Annotated in this window: 19 protein-coding genes; 11 read left to right on the top strand and 8 right to left on the bottom strand. The window is 73.1% G+C overall.

The window, feature by feature from the left end; genetic code table 11:
* Positions 1-100 precede the first annotated feature (100 nt).
* From DRV96_RS11965 to DRV96_RS11955, 3 genes are all read left to right on the top strand, one after another.
* Complete coding sequence (locus tag DRV96_RS11965; RefSeq protein WP_210757033.1) at positions 101-1,699, top strand: benzoate-CoA ligase family protein; 1,599 nt, start codon at positions 101-103, stop codon at positions 1,697-1,699.
* Between the two features lie 10 nt (positions 1,700-1,709).
* Positions 1,710-2,525 (top strand): alpha/beta fold hydrolase, encoded by an 816-nt coding sequence (locus tag DRV96_RS11960; RefSeq protein ID WP_119291321.1) that lies wholly within the window; start codon positions 1,710-1,712, stop codon positions 2,523-2,525.
* Between the two features lie 152 nt (positions 2,526-2,677).
* The gene (locus DRV96_RS11955) at positions 2,678-3,538 is read left to right on the top strand and encodes an alpha/beta hydrolase (protein ID WP_119291319.1); all 861 of its coding nucleotides are present in this window, start codon (positions 2,678-2,680) and stop codon (positions 3,536-3,538) included.
* A 7-nt stretch (positions 3,539-3,545) separates the two neighbouring features.
* Here the strand turns inward: DRV96_RS11955 and DRV96_RS11950 are convergent, their stop codons facing one another.
* The gene (locus tag DRV96_RS11950; RefSeq protein WP_119291317.1) at positions 3,546-4,358 is read right to left on the bottom strand and encodes a TIGR00266 family protein; all 813 of its coding nucleotides are present in this window, start codon (positions 4,356-4,358) and stop codon (positions 3,546-3,548) included.
* Positions 4,359-4,446: 88 nt separating this feature from the next.
* Between DRV96_RS11950 and DRV96_RS11945 the strand changes: the two genes are divergently transcribed.
* On the top strand, positions 4,447-5,397 hold the full coding sequence (locus DRV96_RS11945) for an alpha/beta fold hydrolase (protein ID WP_119291315.1): 951 nt from the start codon (positions 4,447-4,449) through the stop codon (positions 5,395-5,397).
* Between the two features lie 73 nt (positions 5,398-5,470).
* Here DRV96_RS11945 and DRV96_RS11940 read toward each other — a convergent pair whose 3' ends face one another.
* The 4 genes from DRV96_RS11940 to DRV96_RS11925 form a co-directional block, all read right to left on the bottom strand.
* Positions 5,471-6,550, bottom strand: coding sequence for a hypothetical protein (locus DRV96_RS11940; protein ID WP_119291313.1), 1,080 nt, complete (start codon positions 6,548-6,550; stop codon positions 5,471-5,473).
* Between the two features lie 145 nt (positions 6,551-6,695).
* Positions 6,696-7,259 carry a flavodoxin family protein gene (locus tag DRV96_RS11935; RefSeq protein ID WP_119291311.1) on the bottom strand — a complete coding sequence of 188 codons (564 nt, stop codon included), beginning with the start codon at positions 7,257-7,259 and terminating at the stop codon, positions 6,696-6,698.
* A gap of 49 nt (positions 7,260-7,308) precedes the next feature.
* Positions 7,309-7,719, bottom strand: a complete 411-nt coding sequence (locus DRV96_RS11930; RefSeq protein WP_235823376.1) for a DoxX family protein — start codon at positions 7,717-7,719, stop codon at positions 7,309-7,311.
* 101 nt (positions 7,720-7,820) lie between these two features.
* A complete protein-coding gene (locus DRV96_RS11925; RefSeq protein ID WP_119291306.1) occupies positions 7,821-8,522 on the bottom strand; it encodes a pirin family protein in 702 nt (233 codons plus the stop codon).
* 95 nt (positions 8,523-8,617) lie between these two features.
* On the opposite strand from DRV96_RS11925, the gene DRV96_RS11920 reads away from it, so the two are divergent.
* The 4 genes from DRV96_RS11920 (at position 8,618) to DRV96_RS11905 (ending at position 12,159) form a co-directional block, all read left to right on the top strand.
* A complete protein-coding gene (locus DRV96_RS11920; protein ID WP_119291304.1) occupies positions 8,618-9,634 on the top strand; it encodes a LysR substrate-binding domain-containing protein in 1,017 nt (338 codons plus the stop codon).
* Positions 9,631-10,557 carry a tRNA glutamyl-Q(34) synthetase GluQRS gene (gene gluQRS / locus DRV96_RS11915; RefSeq protein ID WP_235823375.1) on the top strand — a complete coding sequence of 309 codons (927 nt, stop codon included), beginning with the start codon at positions 9,631-9,633 and terminating at the stop codon, positions 10,555-10,557. Before DRV96_RS11920 ends, gluQRS begins: the two co-directional genes overlap by 4 nt.
* Before the next feature lie 57 nt (positions 10,558-10,614).
* Positions 10,615-11,643, top strand: coding sequence for a YcjF family protein (locus DRV96_RS11910; RefSeq protein ID WP_119291302.1), 1,029 nt, complete (start codon positions 10,615-10,617; stop codon positions 11,641-11,643).
* Positions 11,644-11,811: 168 nt separating this feature from the next.
* Positions 11,812-12,159: an FKBP-type peptidyl-prolyl cis-trans isomerase gene (locus DRV96_RS11905; protein WP_119291299.1), complete on the top strand. Its 348-nt coding sequence runs from the start codon at positions 11,812-11,814 to the stop codon at positions 12,157-12,159.
* A gap of 101 nt (positions 12,160-12,260) precedes the next feature.
* On the opposite strand, the gene DRV96_RS11900 is transcribed toward DRV96_RS11905, so the two are convergent.
* Positions 12,261-13,718 carry a DEAD/DEAH box helicase gene (locus tag DRV96_RS11900; protein WP_119291297.1) on the bottom strand — a complete coding sequence of 486 codons (1,458 nt, stop codon included), beginning with the start codon at positions 13,716-13,718 and terminating at the stop codon, positions 12,261-12,263.
* 297 nt (positions 13,719-14,015) lie between these two features.
* Positions 14,016-14,579, bottom strand: a complete 564-nt coding sequence (gene orn / locus DRV96_RS11895) for an oligoribonuclease (RefSeq protein ID WP_119291295.1) — start codon at positions 14,577-14,579, stop codon at positions 14,016-14,018.
* An 83-nt stretch (positions 14,580-14,662) separates the two neighbouring features.
* Here orn and DRV96_RS11890 point away from each other — a divergent pair, with 83 nt between their 5' ends.
* Genes DRV96_RS11890 through rsgA form a run of 3 tightly spaced genes read left to right on the top strand, consistent with a single transcriptional unit; the run spans position 14,663 to position 17,214 of the window.
* A complete protein-coding gene (locus DRV96_RS11890; protein ID WP_119291293.1) occupies positions 14,663-15,976 on the top strand; it encodes a M48 family metallopeptidase in 1,314 nt (437 codons plus the stop codon).
* Between the two features lie 47 nt (positions 15,977-16,023).
* Positions 16,024-16,299 (top strand): 4a-hydroxytetrahydrobiopterin dehydratase, encoded by a 276-nt coding sequence (locus DRV96_RS11885; protein ID WP_235823377.1) that lies wholly within the window; start codon positions 16,024-16,026, stop codon positions 16,297-16,299.
* A 9-nt stretch (positions 16,300-16,308) separates the two neighbouring features.
* Positions 16,309-17,214: a ribosome small subunit-dependent GTPase A gene (gene rsgA, locus DRV96_RS11880; RefSeq protein ID WP_119291289.1), complete on the top strand. Its 906-nt coding sequence runs from the start codon at positions 16,309-16,311 to the stop codon at positions 17,212-17,214.
* Here rsgA and DRV96_RS11875 read toward each other — a convergent pair whose 3' ends face one another.
* Positions 17,215-17,874 carry an SOS response-associated peptidase gene (locus DRV96_RS11875; protein ID WP_119291288.1) on the bottom strand — a complete coding sequence of 220 codons (660 nt, stop codon included), beginning with the start codon at positions 17,872-17,874 and terminating at the stop codon, positions 17,215-17,217.
* Positions 17,875-17,898 lie beyond the last annotated feature (24 nt).

Below are 17,898 nucleotides of genomic sequence, written 5' to 3'. Positions count from 1 at the left end.
CGCATGACTCGGGGCCGCCGTAGCTGGCTAAGCCTTCAACGTATGACTCTTTCATTCACTACATCTCGCCGGTTTTGACCGGCGCACGGAGACACCCCCGATGAGCCCGATGCCGCTCCACCCGCCCGCCGGCGTGACGCCGCCCCCCGAGGCGTTCAATTTCGCGCAGCACCTGCTCGCGCTGAACGCGCCGCGCGCAGCCAAGGCCGCGTTCGTCGACGACCTCGGCACGCTGACCTACGGCGCGCTCGACGAGCGTGTGAAGCGCCTGGCCGCCGGGCTGCGCGCGCTGGGCATCCGGCGCGAGGAGCGCGTGCTGCTGCTGATGCACGACGTCACCGACTGGCCGGTGGCCTTCCTCGGCGCGCTGTACGCCGGCGTCGTGCCGGTGGCCGTCAACACGCTGTTAACCGCCGACGATTACGCCTACATGCTCGAGCACTCGCGCGCGCAGGCGGTGCTGGTCTCCGGCGCGCTGCTGCCGGTGCTCGAAGGGGCGCTCGTCAAGAGCGACCACGAGGTGGGCAAGGTGATCGTCTCGCGACCCGTCGCGCCGCTGCACTTCGGCCAGGTCGACTTCGACGCGTTCGTCGCCGACCACGCGCCGCTGCCCAAACCCGCCGCCACCGGCGCCGACGACTCCGCGTTCTGGCTCTATTCGTCGGGCTCGACGGGCCGCCCCAAGGGCACCGTGCACTCGCACGCGAACCCGTACTGGACCGCCGAGCTGTACGGCAAGGGCGTGCTCGGTCTGCGCGAGGACGACGTGTGCTTCTCGGCCGCGAAGCTATTCTTCGCCTACGGGCTGGGCAACGCGCTGACCTTCCCGCTGTCGGTCGGCGCGACGACGCTGCTGATGGCCGAGCGCCCGACGCCCGACGCCGTCTTCAAGCGCTGGACGGGCGGCGTCGCCGGGCTCAAGCCCACCGTGTTCTACGGCGCGCCGACCGGCTATGCGGGCATGCTCGCGTCGCCGGCGCTGCCCGCGCGCGGCGACGTCGCGCTGCGGCTGGCGTCGTCGGCCGGCGAGGCACTGCCGGCCGAGCTCGGCGAGCGCTTCCGCCGCCACTTCGGCGTCGACATCGTCGACGGCATCGGCTCGACCGAGATGCTGCACATCTTCATGTCGAACCGCCCGGGCCAGGTGCGCTACGGCACGACCGGCTGGCCGGTGCCGGGCTACGAGATCGAGCTGCGCGGCGAGGACGGCCGCCCCGTGCCCGACGGTGAACCGGGCGACCTCTACATCCATGGCCCGTCGGCCGCGCTGATGTACTGGGGCAACCGCGCGAAGACGCGCGAGACCTTCCAGGGCGGCTGGACCAAGAGCGGGGACAAGTACGTGCGCAACGCCGACGGCACCTACACCTACGCCGGGCGCAGCGACGACATGCTCAAGGTCAGCGGCATCTACGTCAGCCCGTTCGAGGTCGAGGCCACACTGGTGCAGCACCCGGCGGTGCTCGAAGCCGCCGTCATCGGCGTGCCCGACGCCGAAGGGCTGACGAAGACCAAGGCCTTCGTCGTGCTCAAGCCCGGCGGCACCGCCACCGCCGACGAGCTGAAGGCCTTCGTCAAGGACAAGCTCGCGCCGTACAAGTACCCGCGGCAGATCGAGTTCATCGACGAATTGCCGAAGACGGCCACCGGCAAGATCCAGCGCTTCAAGCTGCGCGAGCGCGAACGCGCCGCGCCGTGACCCCCCAACCGTGAGCGGCCTCGAGTTCGTCGACATCGACTGGTGCGGCCTGCGCGTCAGCGTCGAGCACCGCTGGCTCGCGCGCGAGCGCGCCGGCACGCCGCTCGTCGTGTTCCTGCACGAGGGGCTCGGTTCGGTCGCGATGTGGAAGGACTTCCCGCAGCGCCTCGTCGACGCGCTCGGCTGCCGCGGCCTCGTCTACTCGCGCCCCGGCTACGGCGGCTCGAAGCTGCTCGGCCCCGAGCAGGCCTGGGGTCTGGACTTCATGCACCGCCAGGCGCACGAGGTGCTGCCGGCGCTGCTGACCGCGCTGCGCATCGACCCCGACGTGCAGCCGGTGTGGCTTTTCGGGCACAGCGACGGCGGTTCGATCGCGCTGCTGTACGCGGCGCGCTTTCCCGAGCGCGTGGCCGGCTGCATCGTGCTCGCGCCGCACATCATGGTCGAGGACCTGTCGGTCGCGAGCATCGCGAAGGCGCGCCAGGCGTACCTCGACACCGACCTGCGCGAGCGCCTCGCGAAGTACCACGACGACCCCGACCGCGCGTTCTGGCGCTGGAACGACATCTGGCTGCACCCGCCGTTTCGCGCGTGGTCGATCGAGGCCGAGATCGAGGCCATCCGCTGCCCGCTGCTCGCGGTGCAGGGCGTCGACGACGAGTACGGCACGCTCGAGCAGATCCGCGGCATCCGGCGGCGCGTGCCGCACGCCGAGCTGCTCGAGCTGCCCGCCTGCGGCCATTCGCCGCACCGCGACCAGCCCGGCGCGCTGATCGCGGCCGTCAGCGATTTCGTGCATCGGCACACCCGCGGCGTCGGTCGGTGACGCGCACGGCGGCCCTGCGCGGCTGACCCCGCCCCGCGCTGCGGGCGCGACGGGGTGGCGCGGATCCTTGCTTCGCCCACAATCGCATGGATCAGGCCGTACCGTCCAGCCCTTGGCGCGTCAACGCCTCGCGCCGCCCCGGGAGATCCGCGATGCCCCCGTCCCGCCCTGCCCCCGCCTGGCTCGACGCGCAGTACAACAACCGCGCGCGCATCCCCGAGCACCCGCAGATCTTCGCGCGCTGGCAGCGCGACTCGCTGGCCGCGCGGCAGTCGCTGCGCTGCGCGCTCGACGAGCGCTACGGCGACGGCGGCGGCGAGACGCTCGACGTGTTCGAGCCGAAGCGCGCCGGCGCGCCGGTGCTGGTGTTCATCCACGGCGGCTACTGGCGCGCGCTCGACAAGGCCGACCAGTCGTTCGTCGCGCCGGCCTACGTCGACGCCGGCGCGATGGTCGTCGTGCCGAATTACGCGCTCGCGCCGGCCGTCACGGTCGCACACATCACGCTGCAGATGGTGCGGGCGCTGGCGTGGGTGTGGCGCGAGGCGCCGCGCTTCGGCGGCGATGCGCGCCGCCTCGTCGTCGCCGGCCACTCGGCCGGCGGTCACCTCGCGGCGATGCTGATGCTCACCCGCTGGCGCGACGTCGCCGACGACCTGCCGGCCGACCTCGTGACGCGCGCCGTCGCGATCTCGGGCGTGTTCGACCTCGAGCCGCTGCGCCATGCGCCGTTCATCGCCGCGGACCTGCGGCTCAGCGCCGCCGACGTGCGACGCCTCAGCCCGGCGCGGCTTCCGGCGCCCGCTGCGGGCGAACTCGTCGCCCTCGTCGGCAGCGACGAGAGCGAGGAGTTCCGCCGCCAGAACCGGCTGATCCGCCGGCGCTGGGGCGAGCGCGCCGTGCCGGTGTGCGAAGAGGTGCCGGGCCGCCACCACCTCGACGTGCTCGATGCGTGGGCCGACCCGCACCAGCGGGCCCATGGCCTGACGCTCGAGCGGCTCGGCCTCGCCTGAGGCGCCGCTACTCGTCGTCGCCGCCGAGCACGCCGCCGAGCAGCCCCCCGGCGGCGAAGCCCGGCAGGATCGAGCCCTCCTCGCGCCGCCCGCCCATCTGCGGCGCGGCGGCGAACACGCGCGAGGCCAGGCGCGAGAACGGCAGGCTCTGCAGCCAAACGTGGCCCGGGCCGGTGAGCTTCGCGAAGAACAGGCCCTCGCCGCCGAACAGCGCCGTCTTGACCTTGCCGACGAACTGCACCTCGAAGCTCACGTTCGGCGTGAACGCGACGACGCAGCCGGTGTCGACGAACAGCGTCTCGCCGGGCTGCAGCTCGCGCTCGACGATGGTGCCGCCGGCGTGCACGAAGGCCAGACCGTCGCCCTCGAGCTTCTGCATGATGAAGCCCTCGCCACCGAAGAACCCCGCCGACAGCCGCTGCTGGAAGTACACGCCCAGGCTGACGCCGCGCGCCGCGCACAGGAACGCGTCCTTCTGGCAGATCAGCGTGCCGCCGAGCGCGCCCAGCGACATCGGAATGATCTTGCCCGGGTACGGCGCGGCGAACGCGACGCGCTGCTTGACGCGCGCCTGGTTCGTGTAGACGGTGGTGAACAGCGACTCGCCGGTCACCAGCCGCTTGCCCGCGCCGAGCAGCTTGCCCAGCAGCCCGCCCTGCTGCGGGCGGCCGTCGCCGAACACGGTGTCCATCGCGATGCCGGCGTCCATGAACATCAGGCTGCCGGCCTCGCCGACCGCCGCCTCGCCGGGGTCGAGCTCGACCTCGACGAGCTGCATCTCCTCGCCGCGGATCTCGTAGTCGACCACGTCCATCGCCATCGCACACCCTCCTTGCCGAACGCACGGCGCGCGATGGTAGCGAAAGCGTGCGACGGCGAGCGCGCCGGGCGAGGGGATACTTCACGCGATGAAGACGCTCGCCGTCAAGCTCGTCGGGGCGCTGCTCGTGCTCACCGCGCTCGCGGTGATGCTGTCGCGCGCGCCCGAGCGGCCGGTCGAGACGCTGGTCGCGCGCTGGGCGCCGCCGCCGTCGGACTTCGTCGACCTCGACGGCCAGCTCGTGCACCTGCGCGACGAGGGGCCGCGCAGCGACCCGCTGCCGCTGGTGCTCGTGCACGGCACCTCGTCGAGCCTGCACACGTGGGAGGGCTGGGTCGCCGCGCTGCGCGGCCAGCGCCGCGTCATCACTTTCGACCTGCCCGGCTTCGGCCTGACGGGGCCGAGTACCAGCGGCGACTACCGCGGCGAAACCTACGCGCGCTTCACGCTCGCGCTGCTCGACCGCCTGGGCGTCGCGCGCTTCGCGATCGGCGGCAACTCGCTCGGCGGCGAGGTCGCGTGGCGCGTCGCGCTGATGGCGCCCGAGCGTGTCGAGCGGCTGATCCTCGTCGACGCCGCGGGCCCGGCATTCGAGCGGCAGACCCTCCCGGTGGGCTGGATCGTCGCGCGCACGCCGCTGCTCAACCGCGTGATGGAACACGTGCTGCCGCGCGCGATGGTCGCCGCCAGCGTCGCCAGCGTCTACGGCGACCCGCAGCGCGTGACGCCCGAACTGGTCGACCGCTACTTCGAGCTGACGGTGCGCGAAGGTAACCGCCGCGCGCTCGCGCAGCGCCTGGCGCAGTGGCAGCCGGGCGAAGGCGCCGAGCGAATCGCGACGATCCGTGCACCGACGCTGATCCTGTGGGGCGGGCGTGACCGCCTGATCCCGCCGTCGGTGGGGCGCTGGTTCGAGCAGCAGATTCCCGGCAGCACCCTCGTCGTGTTCGACGACCTCGGGCACGTGCCACATGAAGAAGACCCGCGGCGCACCGTCGAGGTCGTACGCAGCTTCCTGGCGGCCCCTGCGCCGCCGTGAGGCGACGTGCCGGGCCGCACCCTGCCCGCGGCGATGCGCCCACCCACCCGGTGCCGCAACGGCGCCCGCGCGCTCACGCGAAGCCGTTGGCGGTCAGGCGCACGCGCGGCCGCAGCGCACCGTAGCGCGTCAGGCAGGCTTGCATCTGTGCGTCGACCGGGCTCGGGACGAGAGCGACGAAACGCTCGGCACTGGCCGCCAGCAGCGGATGGTCGGCCAGCACGGCACACAGCGCTTGCCGCACGCGCTGCGCGTCGTAAGCCGATGCGAGGGCGTGCAGCAGCTCGGCCAGCGGCGGGCGCAGCTCGCGACCCGTGCGTAGGTCCTGCGCCGCGTCGGCATCGGCGAGGAAACCGAGCAGCAGCACGCCACGCACCGCCGCATCGTCGAACGGCTCGCCATGCTGGGTGCGTGCCGAGTTGGCCAGCATGCGCGCCGTGGCGAGGGCACCGAGCAGGTCGCCGGTCGGGGCGGCGGCCAGACCGTCGAGCCGCCGGGCCTTGAGCTCCAGCCAGGCACACACGGTCGGCAGCGCGTCGAGACCCACCTCGCCCGACGGCGCGCCCCCAGGATCGGTGCACCACTTGCGATGCCCCAGCGTGCGCTGGAATACCGCGCTGGCGAACGGGTTGGCGTGCGAGTCGGTGTGCAGCAGCGACAGCTGCTCGCTCATCGACCGCAGCGCTGCAGCGATCGACGCCAAATGGGGCACGACGAAGTCGATCTGCGCCTTCACGGCGGGGTCGGCGGCGTAGGCCGGGTCGAGCAAGCGCTGGCGGTCCAGCGGCGCCCAGAAAGAATCGCGGTGGATCTCGACGACGGCCAGCAGCTTGCGCGCCGACTGCAACGCACGCGCATACGGTGTCAGAAAGCGCGAGGTCTCCTCCGACAGCAGGCGCAGCAGATCGATGCTCGCCTGCAGGTCTTCGCGCCGGTCCTGTGCCTGCTGCAGCCGCAGCGCGACGCTGGCGATGACGATGGCCACCAGCGCACCGGCGAACGAAACCGCGGTGCCGAGCACCAAGGCGACCGACGCGGCCACCGCCTCGTCGGGCGGCGGCGCGAGGCGGCCCAGCGCCCACGCGGCATAGGCCCAGTAGACCAACGCACTGACGACGCCCGCCGCGGCACTGCCCAGCAGGAAAGCGCGCAACGGGTGCTGAACGAGCCCCGTGAGCGCCTCGCGAACGAGCGGCGTAGCGCCAGGCGAAGAGGTTGGCATCGTCGGCCCCCGAGACGACTACGGGAGCCGACGATACGCCATGTCGGCCACCTCGCCAGCGGCCGACGAAGGCGACTCAGCGCAGCGCCGGCGCGACGCGCGCCGTGACCTCGGCCACGCGCTGGCCGAAGGCGCGCGCGGTGGCCAGGTCGCCGGCGACCATCTCGTCGGTCGATGCGTCCGACGGCGTCGTCGTCATCAGTCCCGACGACGAGCCGACGTAGTTGACGTCGTTGCGCGTGGCGGCCTTGCTGTTGCTCGGCATCAGCCCGGTGCCGACCCACAGCATGCCGTGCTGCTGGCTCAGCGTGAACATGTAGTGCAGCGTCGACAGCTTGTCGCCGTTCATCGTCGCCGAGTTTGTGAAGCCGGCGGCGAGCTTGTTCTTCCACTGCTGCGTGAACCACGCTTTGCTCGACGCGTCGGCGAACTTCTTGAACTGCCAGCTCGGCCCGCCCATGTAGGTCGGCGAGCCGAACACGATGGTGTCGGCCTCGGCCAGCCGCTCCCAGCCGCCCTCGGGCAGGTTGCCCTCGGCGTCGATGGCCAGCAGCGCGCCTGCGCTGGCCTCGGCCACCGCCTCGGCGACCTTCTTCGTGTGGCCGTAGCCGCTGTGGTAGACGATGACGATCTTGCTCATGGACTCGACTCCTTGACTGCGTGAACGTGGAGGGAAAGACGACGACCGTTCAGGCCGCGGCCAGGCGCTGCGATGCGCGGCGCGCGTCGACGCTGGCCGGGCCCGCGCCCAGCGCCGCGACCATCAGCAGGCCGCCGACGATCGCCAGGTTCTTCATGAACATCAGCTGCTGCACCATCTGCTGCTCTGCGGGCATCGCCCAGTAGTTGTGGAACAGCACGGTGGCCAGCAGCGTAAACGCCGCGAGCGCGAGCGCGCTCCAGCGCGCCTGCCAGCCGGCGATCAGCGCCAGCCCGGCGATCACTTCGAACACCGCGATCGCCGGTGCGAGCACACCGGGCAGCGGCAGGCCGCGGCTGGCGATGTAGCCGGCCAGGCCCTCGAGGCCGCCGAACTTGTCGAGGCCGGCGAGCAGGAACAGGCCGCCGAGCAGCAGGCGGCCGATGACGGCCGCGGACATCTGGAAATTCATCGTGAGAATCCTGGAAGTGAGACGAACGGAACGGGCAAAGAGCGGCCCTCAGCGGCGCGCCAGGCGCTGCCGTCGGGGAATCGGTGACTTCAGCGCGCGAGGTCGAACACGAGCACCTCGGCGCCGCGCCCGCGCGCGATCTCGACGCGCGCCTCGTCGCGCAGCATCGCGGCGTCGCCGGCTGCAAGCGCCCGGCCGTTGACCTCGACCTCGCCGCGCGCGACGTGCACGTAGGCCAGACGGCCGGGCGCTACCGGCAGCGTCGCCGCCTCGTCGCCGTCGAACAGCCCGGCGTGGATCGCCGCGTCGGCGTGGATCGTCAACGCGCCATCGCGGCCGTCGGGCGACGCGACGAGCTTGAGCCGGCCGCGCTTGTCGGCGTCGGTGAAGCGCTTCTGCTCGTAGCCGGGCGGAATGCCGCGGTCGCTGGGCAGGATCCAGATCTGCAGGAAGTGCGTCTCGCGGTCGGTCGCGTGGTTGAACTCGCTGTGCAGCACGCCGGTGCCGGCGCTCATGCGCTGCACCTCGCCGGGCGTGATCGCGGCGCCGTGGCCCATGCTGTCCTTGTGCGCGAGCGCGCCGTCGAGCACGTAGCTGACGATCTCCATGTCGCGGTGGCCGTGCGTGCCGAAGCCGGTGCCCGGGGCGATGCGGTCTTCGTTGATCACGCGCAGGTTGCCGAAGCCCATGAACGCCGGGTCGTGGTAGTCGGCGAACGAGAAGCTGTGGTACGAGCGCAGCCAGCCATGGTCGGCGTAGCCACGGGACTCGGACTTGCGGATCGTGATCATCGGCAGGGCCTCCTTGCGATGGTCGCCATGTTGGGCCCGGCGCGCCGTCGTGCGGGGGTGGCGCGTTGAAGCAGGCGTTCAAATATGATGAAGTCATGCCGACGAGCCGCAGCGCGCTGACGCCCGACGCCCTCGCAATGGTCGACGCGATCGCTCGCACCGGCAGCTTCGCTGCGGCGGCGCGCGAGCTCGGCAAGGTGCCTTCGGCGCTGACCTACAGCGTGCGCCAGCTCGAGGAGGCGCTCGACGTGCTGCTGTTCGACCGCCGCACGGGGCAGGCACGGCTGACCGCGGCCGGCGAGGAACTCGTCGCCGAGGGGCGTCGGCTGCTCGCGCAGCTCGACGCGGTGGCCAACCGCGTGCGCCGCGTGGCCACCGGCTGGGAGACGCAGCTGACGGTGGCCGCCGACGGCGTGATCTCGCGGCTGACGCTGTTCGAACTCGCCGAGGCCTTCTTCGCGCTGCGCCCGAAGCCCCCGCGCGGCCAGACGCCCGACGCGACCCCCGAAGGCCCCGGCACGCGGCTGCGGCTGCGCACCGAGGTGCTCAACGGCACCTGGGAGGCGCTGATGTCGGGCCAGGCCGATCTGGCGATCGGCGTCAAGGCCGAGACGCCGCCGTCGCCCGGCGTCGAGATCCGGCCGCTGGGCGAGATCGACTTCGTCTTCGCCGTCGCGCCGCACCACCCGCTGGCAGCATACGAGGGGCCGCTCCCCGACGCCGAGCTCGTGCACCACCGCGCGGTCGCGGTGGCCGACAGCGCGCAGCGCCTGTCGGCGCTCACCGTCAACCTGCTGCCCGGGCAGGAGGTGTTCACGGTGGCCACCGTGCAGGCCAAGATCGAGGCGCAGCTGCGCGGCCTGGGCTGCGGGTTCGTGCCCGAGCCGCTGGCGCGCCAGCACATCCGCGCCGGTCACCTCGTCGTCAAGCCGGTGCAGCGCCCGCGCGCCAAGGGCGCGTTCGCGTATGCCTGGCGCACAGGCAGCGGTGCCAAAGGTGCGCGCGCGCCGCTGGGCCTGGCGCTGCAGTGGTGGCTGCGGCAGCTCGACAGCCCCGCGACGCGCAAGGCGCTGCTCGAACGCCACGGCGGGCTGCCGCAGCCGGTCGATTGAGCACCACCGCGCGCGTGTCCTACGTCGGCCGCTTCGCGCCGTCGCCCACCGGGCCGCTGCACGCCGGCTCGCTGGTGGCCGCACTGGCGAGCTGGCTCGACGCGCGCGCGCACCGCGGCCGCTGGCTCGTGCGACTCGAAGACACCGACACGCCGCGCTGCGTGCCCGGCGCCGACCGCGAGATCCTGCGCCAGCTCGACGCGCTCGGACTCGCCGCCGACGCACCGCCCACTTGGCAGTCGAACCGCGGCGACGCCTACGCTGCCGCGCTGCAGCGCCTCGTCGATGCCGGGCTGGCCTACCCCTGCGGCTGCAGCCGGCGCGAGATCGACGACGCACTCGCCGCCGCGGGCCGCAAGCCGCCGCGCCACGGCGAGCGCGTCTACCCCGGCACCTGCCGCCCGGAGCGCGGCGGCCTGAAGGGCAAGCCGGCGCGCGCGTGGCGCGTGATCGTCGGCCGCGACGACGACCCCGTGGTTATCGAGTGGCACGACCGGCGCCTGGGTGCGCAGCGGCAGGACGTCACGCACGAGGTCGGCGACTTCGTGCTCAAGCGCGCCGACGGCCCGTGGGCCTACCAGCTCGCCGTCGTCGTCGACGACGCCGCGCAGGGCATCACCGACGTCGTGCGCGGCGAGGACCTGGCCGACAACACGCCGCGGCAGATCCACCTGCAGCGCCTGCTCGGCCTGCCGACGCCGCGCTACCTGCACACGCCACTGGTGCGCGACGCGCACGGCGACAAGCTCAGCAAGCAGACCGGCGCGCCCCCGCTCGACGTCACGCAGCCGCCGGCCGCGCTGCGCGCGGCGGCCTCGGTGCTCGGCCTCGGCGACCCGGCGCCGTCGGCGACGACAGTGGCCGACTGGCTCGCCGCCGCGGTGGCGGCGTGGACGGAACGCTGGCTGCGCGCCGCGGTCTGATGCGGGCTTTGCCGCGCCGACAGGCCGTATTCCCACGAACGAAAGGAACCTCCCCCGATGGACCCCCGTGAACAACGCGCGCTGCTGGGCATCGCGCTGCTGGCTGCGTTCGCCGATGGTGCCAAGGCCGACGCCGAACGCGAAGAGATCCGCCGCCTGGCCGACTCGCTCGGCGCGAGTGCGGCCGGACTGCACGTCGGCACGCTGGTGCACGACGTGCTGCTCAAGCGGCTGACGCTCGCGCAGGCCGCCGGCGAGCTGCGCGCGCCCGAGCACCGCCAGCTCGCCTACGAAGTCGCCGTGTGCGTCGTCGACGCCGACGGCAGCAAGAGCGCCGCCGAGGCGGCCTTCCTCGCCGAACTGAAGCGCACGCTTGGGCTGGCCGACGGCGGCACCGCGGCCGTCGAGGCGCAGGCCGACGCGCTCGCCGAGGCGATCGACCACCCCGAAGGCGGCACGGTGGCCGCGATCGGCACCACCCGCGGCACCACGGCCGCGACGGCCCCCGCCGCAGCGTCGGCACCCGCGCGCCCGGCGCCGGCCACCGTGCTGCTGAGCGACGCCGAGTCGGCCGCACTCGACCAGTCGATCCTCAACCACGCGATCCTGTGCGGCGCGCTCGAGCTGCTGCCGCAGAACTGGGCCACGATGGCCATCATCCCGCTGCAGATGAAGCTGGTCTACGGCATCGGCCAGCGCTACGGCGTCACGCTCGACCAGGGGCACATCAAGGAATTCCTCGCCACCGCCGGCGTCGGGCTCACGTCGCAGTACCTCGAGCAGTTCGGCCGCAAGCTGATCGGCGGGCTGCTCGGCAAGGTCGCCGGCGGCGTCGGCCGCGGCGTCGGGCGCGCGGCCACCGGCGTCGCGTTCAGTTTCGCGACCACCTACGCGCTCGGCCAGCTCGCCAAGCGCTACTACGGCGGCGGGCGGCAGATGAGCACCGCGGTGCTGAAGGACACCTTCGCCGGCCTGCTCGGCCCGGCCAGGCAGCTGCAGCAGCAGTACCTGCCGCAGATCGAGCAGCGCGCGCGCACGCTCGACGCCGGGCAGATCATGAACCTCGTGCGTCAACCGCTGGCGTAGCCCCACCCCCGCAGCGCCTTCGGCGCCTCCCGCTCGAGGGGGCGCCGCCAGCGGAGCGGCGAAGCCCGATCCGCGGCGGCCACGCGGCAAGGGGCGCGCGGTGCCTCGCAGGCACGCGCCCTGGGCAGCTGGCATCATCCGCGACCCGAATACGACGAAAGCCGCACGATGATCACGACCCCCTCCGGCCTGCAGTACGAAGACACCGTCGCCGGCAGCGGCGCCACCGCGACCGCCGGCCGCCACGTCAGGGTGCACTACACCGGCTGGCTTTACGAGAACGGCGCCAAGGGGCGCAAGTTCGACAGCAGCAAGGACCGCGGCCAGCCGTTCAGCTTCCCGCTCGGCGCCGGCCACGTGATCGGCGGCTGGGACGAAGGCGTGCAGGGCATGCAGGTCGGCGGCACGCGCGTGCTCGTGATCCCGCCGCAGCTCGGCTACGGCGCGCGCGGCGCCGGCGGCGTGATCCCGCCGAACGCGACGCTGATGTTCGAGGTCGAGCTGCTCAGCGTCTGACGCGACGCCGGCCCGCCCCGTGAACCGGGAGCGGGCCCGCCGCGGCCTTCAGCCGCGGCGCTGCGCTGCGGCGCCCGACCGCGGCGCTCGACCGCCGCCGTTCAACCGCGGCGTGGCGGCGCCGACCGACCCGCGCGCGGGCGGAATTCGCCGCGCGGCGCGCCGGAACGCCCGTCCGCGCCCCGCGCCATGCCGGCGTGGCGCCGCGCGCGGCGGTCGTCGAAGCGCGCGTCGCCGCGGTCGCCGCGATCAGCGCGATGCGCCGGCGCATCGGCACGGGCCCCCTCGCGGCGGGGCTGCGCGAGCGCCGCACGGTGCGCCGCGCCAGGGCGGTGGCCCCTCGACGGGTGCGCCGGTCGCAGCGACGGCATCGCGCGCTGGGGCTCCAGCCCCGGCAGCGTCGCCACCGGGATGGCCTGCGTCGTGAAGCGCTGGATGCGGTGGATCATGCCGGCGTCGCGCGCCTCGGCCAGCGTCACGGCCAAACCGGCACGGCCGGCGCGGCCGGTGCGGCCGATGCGGTGCACGTAATCCTCCGCCTTCATCGGCAGGCCGTAGTTGATGACGTGGCTGATCGTCGGCACGTCGATGCCGCGCGCGGCGACGTCGGTGGCCACGAGCACGCGCAGCTGCCCGCGGCGCAGCCCGTCGAGCACGCGGTTGCGCCGGCCCTGCGGCATGCCGCCGTGCAGCGACGCGACGCGATGGCCGATGGCGGCCAGGCGGTCGGCGAGCTGGTCGGCGTCGCGCTGCGTGCTCGTGAACACGACCGCCTGCTCGACCTCGCGGCCGGCGAGCAGGCGGTCGAGCAGCGCGTCCTTGTGCGCGCCGTGGTCAGCCCAATGCAGGCGCTGCTCGATGTGCTCGTGGGTGTCGGTATGCGACGCGACCTCGATGGCCAGCGGCTCACGCAGCAGCTCGCCCGCCAGGCGCCCGACGTGGCCGGCGAACGTGGCGCTGTACATCACGGTCTGGCGCGCCTTGGGCGTGCAGCCGGCGATGAAGCGGATGTCGTCGATGAAGCCCATGTCGAGCATGCGGTCGGCCTCGTCGAGCACGAGCATCTCAACCGCGTCGAGCGTGCACTTGCCGCTTTGCACGTGGTCGATCAGCCGCCCCGGCGTGGCGATCAGCACGTCCAGCGGCCCGCGCAGCGCCTTGATCTGCGCGCCGTACGGCACGCCGCCGAGCACGGTGGCCACGCGCAGACCGGGCACGTGGCGGCCGTAGGTCGCGACGGCCTTGGCGACTTGCTGCGCGAGCTCGCGCGTCGGCGCGAGCACGAGGATGCGCGGGCCCGCCGGACGGGCTCCGCAGGCGCCTCGCGGGCCCTGCGGGTGCCCCTTCGGCGCCGCGGCGCACGCGGCGAGCACGCGCTGCAGCGCCGGCAGCACGAAGCTCGCCGTCTTGCCGCTGCCGGTGCTCGACGACACGCGCAGGTCGCGGCCTGCGAGCGCCGGCGGGATCGCGCGCTGCTGCACGTCGGTGGGTTTTTCGTAGCCGGCGTCGGCGACGGCGCGGGCCAGGGCGGGCGCGAGGCCCAGGGTGTCGAAACTCATCTTGCCTTCCAGTTCATTCACGGCACGGCGCAGGCCGCACCGGCAGCGCGCGAGGCGCCGCGGGGTCAGGTCGCGAGAAGAACGGGGGGCAGGCAGCACGGCCGCGCGGGAACGCGACCTGCGAGACACACCGGCTCGAGCGACGGCATCGCCGCCGACCGGTGGCCCCCGCGTCGGGCGGGGGGCGCGACGCCGGCGGAGCCGCCGGCGCAGGTCAGAGGGGATGAACGAACGCCGTCGGGATCGGCGGCGTGAGCCGCATTGTAGCCGCCGGCCGGGATCCGTGCCGGCGCACGCTCAGGCGCGCAGAAAGTGCTGCCGGTAGTACAGCAGCTCGTCGATCGACTCGTGGATGTCGGCCAGCGCGGTGTGCGACTGCTGCTTCTTGAAGCCGTCCATCAGCCCCGGCTGCCAGCGGCGCGCGAGCTCTTTGAGCGTGCTGACGTCGAGGTTGCGGTAGTGGAAGTACGCCTCGAGCTTGGGCATCGAGCGCGCGAGGAAGCGCCGGTCCTGGCAGATCGAGTTGCCGCACATCGGGCTCTTGCCCGCCGGCACGTACTGCGCGAGCCACGCGAGCACCTGCGCCTCGGCGGCGGCCTCGTCGACGGTCGAGGCCTTGACGCGGTCGATCAGGCCGGACTTGCCGTGCGTGCCCTTGTTCCACGCGTCCATCGCGTCGAGCACGGCGTCGCTCTGGTGGATCGCGAGCACCGGGCCCTCGACGCGCTGCGTGACCTGCGCGTCGGTGACGACGACGGCGATCTCGATGATGCGGTCGCGCTCGGTGTCGAGCCCCGTCATCTCGAGGTCGATCCAGATCAGGTTCTGCTCGGAGGGCGGCAGCGGGGAGCCGTCGGTCATGCGTGTCTTTCGTCAATCTTCGTCGGCGCGGCGCGTCCGGTGGGGCCGCCGCTCGGGCATTGTCGCAGCCCTACACTGACGGCATGTCCGAATCCCCCTCTTCGCTGCCGACGGTCCTCTCGCTCGTCTTCGCCGCCGCGGTGGCGCTGTCGTTCTCGCTGCGCCTGTGGCTGGCGACCCGGCAGATCCGCCACGTCGCGCGCCACCGCGACGCCGTGCCGGCACCGTTCGCCGGCTCGGTCACGCTCGAGGCGCACCGCAAGGCCGCCGACTACACCGTCGCTCGCGCGCGCTTCGGCGTGCTGGCCACCGCGTTCGCGACCGCCGTCGTGCTCGGCTGGACGCTGCTCGGCGGACTCGACGCACTCAACGTCGCGGTGCGCGACGTCGTGCAGCCGCGCTTCGGCGACCTGGCCTACCAGCTCGCGCTGCTGGCGGCGTTCGCACTGATCGCCGGTGTGCTCGACCTGCCGTTCGAACTGTGGCGCATCTTCGGCCTCGAGCAGCGCTACGGCTTCAACCGCATGACGTGGCGGCTGTACGTGGCCGACACCGTCAAGGGCCTGCTCGTGGCGGCGGTGATCGGCCTGCCGCTGGCCGCGCTCGTGCTGTGGATCATGGCCGCCTCGGGGGGCTGGTGGTGGCTGTGGGCCTGGGGTGTGTGGGTCGGCTTCCAGCTGCTCATCCTGGTGCTGTACCCGACCGTCATCGCGCCGCTGTTTAACCGCTTCGAACCTCTCACCGACGAGGCGCTCGCCGCGCGCGTGCGCGCGCTGATGCAGCGCTGCGGCTTCGCGGCGAAGGGCCTGTTCGTGATGGACGGCAGCCGCCGCTCGGCACACGGCAACGCGTACTTCACCGGCCTGGGCGCGTCCAAGCGCGTCGTCTTCTTCGACACGCTGCTGGCCAAGCTGACGCCGGGCGAGGTCGAGGCCGTGCTCGCGCACGAGCTGGGCCACTACAAGCGCCGCCACGTGCTGCAGCGCATGGCGCTGATGTTCGCCGTGAGCCTGGCCGCGCTCGCGCTGCTCGGCGCGCTCGCGGCGCAGCCGTGGTTCTATCTGGGGCTCGGCGTCGAGCCGAACCTGGGCGCGCCGAACGACGCGCTCGCGCTGCTGCTGTTCTCGCTCGCGCTGCCGCCGTTCGCGTTCCTGCTCGCGCCGCTGGCCGCGGCGCTGTCGCGACGGCACGAGTTCGAGGCCGACGCGTTCGCCTGCGCGCACGCCGACGGGCGCGAGCTGGCCAGCGCGCTGCTGAAGCTGCACGCCGACAACGCGTCGACGCTGACGCCCGACCCGCTGTACGTGCGCTTCTACTACTCGCACCCGCCCGCGTCCGAGCGCCTGGCGGCGCTGGCCGCGCACACCCCCTCCACGCCCCTGCCGCAGCCGACATGAACGTCCTGAAGACCCAGCACTGCGAGCCGCTCGAAGGCCAGCCGCCGATGACCGACGTGCAGATCAGCGCGCACCTGGCGCGCGTGCCCGGCTGGGCGCTCGTCGACGGCGCGATCGAGAAGACGTTCCGCTTCGACGACTTCCACCGCACGATGGCCTTCGTGAACGCGCTGGCGTGGATCGCGCACCGCGAGGACCACCACCCCGACCTGCGGGTGAGCTACGACCGCTGCACGGTGCGCTTCAATACGCACTCGGTCGGCGGCATCTCGATCAACGACTTCATCTGCGCGGCGCGCGTCGACGCGCTGCTCACCGACTGACGCGAAGGCTTGGGCGCGCCGGCCGAACTCGACATCGCCCGCGTCGTCGCCGGGCACGGGCGCCACGTCGTGCTCGAGACGCCCGAGGGCCGGCGCCTGATCGGCCACCCGCGCGGCAAGAAGAGCGAGTGCGTCGTCGGCGACCTCGTGCGCTGGCAGGCCAGCGGCGACGAAGGCGTCGTCGAGGCGATCGAGCCGCGGCGCAACCTGCTGTTCCGCCAGGACGAGTGGCGCACCAAGTCGTTCGCGGCCAACGTCGACCGCCTGCTCGTGCTGGTGGCCGGCGAGCCGATGTTCAGCGAGTCGCAGCTCGCGCGCGCGCTCGTCGCCGCCGAGGACGCCGACGTGCCGGCCACCGTGCTGCTCAACAAGACCGACCTGCCGGCCGCCGACGCGGCACGCGAGCGGCTCGCGCCGTACGCGCGCATGGGCGTGCCGGTGCTCGAGGTCGCGCTGAAGGCGCGCCCCGACGAGGCACGCGCGCGGCTGGCGCCGCTGCTGGCCGACGGCGCGACGCTGTTGCTCGGCCCCAGCGGCAGCGGCAAGAGCACGCTGGTGAACCTGCTCGTGCCGAGCGCGCAGGCGCAGGTCGGCGAGATCTCGCGCGCGCTGCACTCGGGTCGCCACACGACGACCGCCACCACCTGGTACTGGCTCGACGAGGCGAAGCGCGCGGCGCTGATCGACTCGCCGGGATTCCAGGAATTCGGCCTGCGCCACATCGACGCGCAGCGCCTGCCGGCGCTGATGCCCGACCTGCGCGCGCACGTGCACGCGTGCCGCTTCTACAACTGCACGCACCGCGAGGAGCCGGGCTGCGGCGTGCGCGCGGCGGTCGAGCGCGGCGAGATCGCCGCATCGCGCTACCGCATCTACCTCGAGATCCTCGACGAGCTGACCCGCCCGCGCTGGTGATCAGCGCCGTGGCGGCGCGGGCGGTCGCGGCGCCGGCTCGGCGACCAGCCGCTCGGCCGGGTACGGCACGAGCAGCGCACGCGCGCTGTCCACGTCGCCGTCGAGCCAGCGGTCGTGGTCGGCCTCGTCGAGGATCGCGACCATGCGCTTCTCCTCGCCCGGGCGGTGCATGCGGCCGAACACGGCGTGGCCGTCGGCGTTGACGGTGAGCATCGTGAAGCTCAGCCACTCGCGGCCGTCGGGCGCGCGCCACCAGCCCCACAGCCCGGCGATGCCCATCGGCAGCCCGTCGCGCCGCGCGATGCGCCAGCGCACCGCCTTGCCGCTTTCCCAGTTCGGCTCGTAGACGGCTTCCGCCGGCACGATGCAGCGCCGGCCCTGGCGCCACGCGTCGCGAAAGCTCGGCTTCTCGTGCACCGTCTCGCTGCGCGCGTTGTAGGTGCGCCGGCCGAACGCGAGGTCCCGCGCCCAGTGCGGCACCAGACCGAACAGGCCGAGCCGCGCATCGCGGGCCAGTTCGGCGCGGTCGCGCGCGCGCACGACGAACGGCGCGAAGCCGCCCGGATAGACCTCGGGCGGCACCTCGTCGCGCGGGCGCTGCGCGCCGAAGTGCGCGAGCAGGCGGTCCTGCGCAGTGACGGGCTGGTAGTTGGCGCACATTGTCGGACGGCGGCTTGCGCGCAC

This window comes from Azohydromonas sediminis (assembly GCF_003574675.1).
GTDB classification, from domain to species: Bacteria; Pseudomonadota; Gammaproteobacteria; order Burkholderiales; family Burkholderiaceae_C; genus Calidifontimicrobium; species Calidifontimicrobium sediminis.
This window is presented reverse-complemented; position numbering and strand designations above follow the sequence as displayed.